At 61.0% G+C, this 2,043-nt stretch carries 3 pseudogenes; all 3 read left to right on the top strand.

Annotation, left to right across the window (positions count from 1 at the left end):
- A pseudogene (locus EOA85_RS33655) lies at positions 1-423 on the top strand (transposase); the annotation flags it as partial.
- A gap of 501 nt (positions 424-924) precedes the next feature.
- Positions 925-1,242, top strand: a pseudogene (locus tag EOA85_RS33650) (3-oxoacyl-[acyl-carrier-protein] synthase III C-terminal domain-containing protein); the annotation flags it as partial.
- Between the two features lie 356 nt (positions 1,243-1,598).
- A pseudogene (locus EOA85_RS33645) lies at positions 1,599-2,043 on the top strand (MFS transporter); the annotation flags it as partial.

The raw sequence follows: 2,043 nt of genomic DNA, 5'->3' as shown, positions 1-2,043 counted from the left end.
GTGCTGGGAATGGAGGTCGGCACGTCTGAGGCCGAGCCGATCTGGACGGAGTTCTTGCGCAAGCTGACCCGCCGCGGCCTGCGCGACGTCAAGCTCGTCGTCTCCGATGCCCATGAAGGCATCAAGGCGGCCGTCACCAAGGTGCTGTGCGCGACATGCAGAGGTGCCGCGTCCACTTCATGAGGAACGTGCTGGCCCATGCCGGCAAGAGCGGGCGCCGCGTCGTCTCCGCTCTTCGCCACCGCCTTCGTCCAGGAAACGCCCGAGGCCGCAAGCACGCAATGGCGCGCCGTCGCCGACCAGATCCGGCCGAAGGTACCGAGGCTGGCGACAATCATGGACGACGCCGAGCCCGACGTGCTTGCCTACATGACTTTCCCCAAGGAGCCCCGCGCCAAGCGGCACTCGACGGATGACATCGACAAGCGTGATTTCGCTTTTTCGATTCCTTTGCGTTTCTTTGTTCGGCTTCAGGTGAGCTGTTCTTCGCCGCGGTCTACAGGATTTCCCGTGCGAGCGTGTCGAGACGCAGTCAAGGCTGGCCGGTGCGATGGCGGCACGGCCGGCTGCAAGGTTTCCAGGCCACGCCTTGACGGCGTCGAGCACGGCGCCAGTCTAGAGCGGACCGAGGCGTCGGTCGTGCCCGCACATTCCTTATGCTATATTTGTCCCGGCACGGACGACCACGTGGCAAAGAGTGGTGCGAGAGGATGAGAGTGCCCGCCACGCAGCCGTTGTAGACGTTCCTCTTTTGTGGCGTCCGTGCGCCGCTTCGACCCGCGTGGCCGCCAATGCCGAACCATCAGCTCGTAGGCACGCTCGGCATTCTCGGCCGCGGCTTTCTCGCTGTTTCGCAACTCCTTCACGTTGTAGGCGTAAGCCGAACCGCGGCGACCGACACCGCGCTCGCCCGGTGCGCCAGCCTTCGCCAAGCCCGTGGAGATGATGTCTCGCTGCTCGCAGGACGCGCTCTCTGCTGCCCGAATGTAGTCACAAGACATCGATCGGTTCGTGCCACACCAGGCTAATACCCGCATTTTCGATGCCGTCGGGCGCTACATTGGTATCGCCGACGGTGCTGTCGTCAAGACAATCGCCGAATACGGCAACTCTTCCGCCGCGACGATCCCGCTCTCATTGTCGCTCGCCCATCGGGCGCAGGCGTTTCGGCCCGGCGAAAAGATTCTCCTTTCGGCGGCGGGTGCCGGTCTCAGCGGAGGCGCCCTCGTCATTGGAATTTAGCCGTACGACGGCCATGAACAGGATTGGTCACGAATGACATTAGCAAAACCGGCCCAATGCGAAAAATCAGTCGCCGGCAAGCCCCATGGGTGCTGGTTCGGTGACGCGAGAGCGATGACCTTGCCGGCGATTATTTTCGAGCAGGACGATCGGCATGGCTACCTTGCTGGGGCGCGAGGAACTGGTCGGCCGATCTAGCGGAGCGGAGGTGACCGAGCTCATGCACGGCTTCTTCATTGCGATGTTGTCATCCTAAATCGAGAAGTCTGCCCCTACCAATCAATTGATCAACATCGTAACGGCGGTAGTGGCAGCCGTGAATTGAATAACCGGCCCCTCGAAGGCAAGCGATCGTCATGCAGTCCGAAACAAACGCTCATCTGCCCATCTCAGCGACGCTCGCTCCATTTCGAAACCAAGTGTTTTGCTCGATCTGGACGGCCACCCAAATATCCAGCCTCGGGTGGCTCGTGCAAACGGTTGCCATCAGCTGGCTGATGGCAACCATTTCAGCGTCCGATCTGATGGTTGCACTCGTCCAGGCTGCATCCACATTACGGTGTTCTTCCTTTCGATCCTCGCTGGAGCCATCGCCGATAATTTCAGCCGCCGACGGGTGATGTTTGCGGGGCACTGCCTGATAGCGTTGGCATCAACGACGCTGATGATTTCTGTGGGACTGGGATTTGCCAGTCCCTGGCTGATTCTCGGGTTAGGTTTCCTGGCCGGCTGCGGCTTTGCCTTGAATGATCCGGCCTGGCACGCTTCGGTCGGCGATATCCTTCACAAACGCGACATTCC

This window comes from Mesorhizobium sp. M5C.F.Ca.IN.020.29.1.1, from assembly GCF_003997375.1.
In the GTDB taxonomy this organism is placed as follows: domain Bacteria; phylum Pseudomonadota; class Alphaproteobacteria; order Rhizobiales; family Rhizobiaceae; genus Mesorhizobium; species Mesorhizobium wenxiniae.
This window is presented reverse-complemented; position numbering and strand designations above follow the sequence as displayed.